The following is a 3,277-nucleotide window of genomic DNA, read 5'->3' as shown; positions in this document are numbered from 1 at the left end:
GGTTACCGATTTATTTTGGGCACCCATTTCTGCTATTTTATTAATTGTAATGTTCAAAGGAACAGCAGGAAAGTTAGCCGGAGTTTTTGGTTTTATTGAAGAATTACTTCCGTTTGTAGATGTGATTCCGACTTTTACAATAACGTGGTTTTATACCTATGTAATAAGAGGTGGAAAAGGACAAGAATAAAAAATGGAGCTTAAATGCTCCATTTTTTATTTTTCTTTTTTGTATAAAGTAGCGTTGTTAGTGAATTTATTAATTTGAATTTTTGGTTCACCTAATAATTCAATTTCACTTTTTCCTGATGCTGCTAAACTGATAGCACTTGTTACATTAACAGAACATTTTGAATAACCTTCTGAAGTTACATCTAACGAAGCAATTACTAGTTTTTTTGCTGTAAGTGATGCAGAATTATCTAATCTTAATTTAGCATTATTACAGTTTCCTTCAATTGTAGCCTGACTTTTTTGATACATATCCAGTTTTAATTCTGGAGAAGTTACTAGCGCTTTTAATTCGGCACTTTTGCTTAATTCTAAGGAAGTGTTTTCTGCTTTTACGTTAATTTCTGCTTCTGATTTATCGTTTAAAACTAATGCAAAATAATTGGCTTTCACGTTTAAGAATGCTCTAGAATTGTCATAATTTTTAATAGTAATATTTTCTAATTCTAAATCAGCTAATGCGTGAATTGAACTTTCGCTTTTTGCTGTAATTAACTTTAAATCGGAAGTATAGTTAATTCGTAAAGCGAATTTTTTAAAACTCGAGGCTTCTCGTAACGAAGAAACTCTTAAAGTACCAGCTACAACTTCAAAATTAATAATTTCGTGAAGATTGTCATCGGCTTCAATTTCTAAAGAAGATTTGTCTGCTTTTACTAAGAAGACTTCAAAATTGTCATTGATTTCAATATTTTCAAAAGCAGGGATTTCTTTAACCGAAACCGTTACAATTTTTGAACCTTTAATTTTCTCTTTTTTCTGAGCAACAGAAACGGTTGTTAGAAATAAAAACGCAAATAATAAAGATATTTTTTTTGTCATTTTATGATGATTTGATATCACAAACATACACAAAATTTGTTCCAAATTCCATTATTTAAGAAATTTAGTAAATAAAAAAGCACCAGTTTAACTGATGCTTTAGTACTATATGATGGTATCGATAAAACTTACTATTAAAGTAAAAACAAATTCTACGACTTGAATTATTAGCTTAATCATGAGAGTTGAATTTAAGTTTGTTCCTGTAAAATTATAAAATGCTTATAACAAAGCTGTTAATTATTTACTAATTATTTGTTAATTAGTTAAGGCTCACACTTCCGCCAGAAGTTTCTTCTTTTACCACTTTTTTTGGTTCTTTAACATAATCAATAGAACTTCCGCTTGAAGCTTTTGCATTTAACAATACAATTGGATTTACGATTGTACTACTTCCGCTTGTTGATTGTGCAAATATTTCGTTTGCTGCTAAATCTTGTGCTTCAATTTCGCTTCCACTTGACGATTTTGTTTCTAAAGCTAATGCTTTTCCGCTTACTTTAATTTCGCTTCCGCTAGTAGATTCGCAATTTACTTTTTCGTATTCTAAATCGGCATTAATTGTACTTCCGCTGCTCGATTTTAAGTATAAAGTTGTTCCTCTTAACTTGTTAATAGTACGAATGCTAGATCCGCTTGACGATTCTAAACCGTCAATTGTATTCGTTTTTACACGAATAATTGCGCTTTCCAGAGTGTTAATATTGCCATCAATTTTTACGATTAAAGTTCCGTTTTCGACTTTAGTTACAACATATTGTATCAAATTATCGTCAACTTCCACTTCAACCTCTGTTGGTGTTCCTTGTTCCAAGATTACTTCCACGCCTGTGCTAGCTTGAATTTTAGTAAAAGGAGCTTCAATAGTTCTTTTTTCGGTAACTACATTACCGCTTCCATCAATACCATCGCCTAAGTTTATATTTCCTGTACAAGAAGTTAAGGTTATGGTTAGTAAAAGTGCAACTAATTTTAAAGTCGTTTTCATGTTTTAAATTTTTAGTAGTTTCTTATTTAGTTTTTATAGTAATGATTTCTTTTGTTTTTGTAGAATCGGTTTCATTTACTTTAACCTCTTTTTTTATCAAAACACCATTATCATCATAATATATTGTTGAAGAAGAGTCAGTGTTTTCACTATTTTCTTCCGCTAAACAATTTAAACATTTTATTTTATCAGAATCTACACGGTAAACCGGATTTTTTGTATCATATTCACTTTCATCGAAAAAGTCGTAATCACTTCTATCGTAATTGCTGTAACTTTCGTCAGTTTTGAAGATGGTTCCTTTTGGTAAGTACAAATAAATCTCTACTTCCTGACCTCTGAATTTATTTTCTACAGCAGTTAATAAATAATTGTCTAAAACGATGGTGTTTCCTTCAATTTTGTAATTGTATTTAATTTTTTCAGCTCTCTTCTTAGCTTGTGAAGTTGATTTTCCATTTGCTAATTTTTCAATTAACATGTATGGAGTTGCTTCATCTGTATACTTAATTTCGATAGAAACATTATTCGAATAAATAATTTCATTATCACCTTCGTCTTGTGTTATTTTGAAATCGTGATGTCTGTAATTGCTTTTCGAGTAAAAATCATTGTTCTTGAATTTGATTTTCAATGTATCGGTTGGCGCAATTGCAATCACTTCCTTTTGAACCGATTTTCCTTCAAATGCTAATTGAGACGCTTCGTTAATTCCTAATGAAATAATGATTCCAACAGCTATTAACCATACTGCTAACAAACTATATTTTGCATAATTTCCAATAGATCTTAAATTGTTAACCATTAGCTTCAAACCTAAAATCAGTAAGAAAAACAATGGAATTCCAAACCCTAATAATAGTAACATTCCTTGAGCCCAAAGTGGAGTTTCTAAACCAATTGGTGTTTGAATGTTGTTTAAAATGTAATTATCAGGCATTGTTGACGAAAATATCATAATGATACTCGTTATAATGATTCCTATCAATCCTATTCCTGAGAAAAACACGATAAAAGCTCCAATTATTTTGGCAAATACTTTAAAGATAGTTGTGATAACTTCTTCAATTGTAGAACCAATTCTAGTAGCTCCAGATTTTGCTGAATTAGTTATTTTCTCATGGTCGATATTACTAAATTTAGAAGTAATATCGTCAAAACCTTCCTTTACTTTTTTTTCGATATTTGAGATGGTTATCGGTTCGCCTTTCATTTCAAGTTTCTGAGTTGTAGTAA

Annotated in this window: 3 protein-coding genes and 1 pseudogene; 1 reads left to right on the top strand and 3 read right to left on the bottom strand. The window is 30.2% G+C overall.

Annotation, left to right across the window (positions count from 1 at the left end):
- Positions 1-190: pseudogene (locus L6Q46_RS13295) on the top strand (hypothetical protein); the annotation flags it as partial.
- 26 nt (positions 191-216) lie between these two features.
- On the opposite strand, the gene L6Q46_RS13290 reads toward L6Q46_RS13295, so the two are convergent.
- The 3 genes from L6Q46_RS13290 to L6Q46_RS13280 all read right to left on the bottom strand — a co-directional run.
- Positions 217-1,053 (bottom strand): DUF2807 domain-containing protein, encoded by an 837-nt coding sequence (locus L6Q46_RS13290; RefSeq protein WP_111565679.1) that lies wholly within the window; start codon positions 1,051-1,053, stop codon positions 217-219.
- A 262-nt stretch (positions 1,054-1,315) separates the two neighbouring features.
- Positions 1,316-2,041, bottom strand: a complete 726-nt coding sequence (locus tag L6Q46_RS13285) for a head GIN domain-containing protein (protein WP_291284709.1) — start codon at positions 2,039-2,041, stop codon at positions 1,316-1,318.
- A gap of 22 nt (positions 2,042-2,063) precedes the next feature.
- Positions 2,064-3,277: hypothetical protein (locus L6Q46_RS13280; protein WP_291284708.1), on the bottom strand; the 1,214-nt coding region annotated here is incomplete at its 5' end.

It is taken from the genome of Flavobacterium sp. (assembly GCF_023151265.1).
Lineage (GTDB): Bacteria > Bacteroidota > Bacteroidia > Flavobacteriales > Flavobacteriaceae > Flavobacterium.
The sequence above is the reverse complement of the archived record's forward strand: the minus strand, read 5'-3'. Positions and strand labels throughout refer to the sequence as shown.

Coding starts and splice junctions, on each gene's coding strand:
- L6Q46_RS13290 (WP_111565679.1), bottom strand. CDS start 1,053: ATGACAAAAAAAATATCTTTATTATTTGCGTTTTTATTTCTAACAACC.
- L6Q46_RS13285 (WP_291284709.1), bottom strand. CDS start 2,041: ATGAAAACGACTTTAAAATTAGTTGCACTTTTACTAACCATAACCTTA.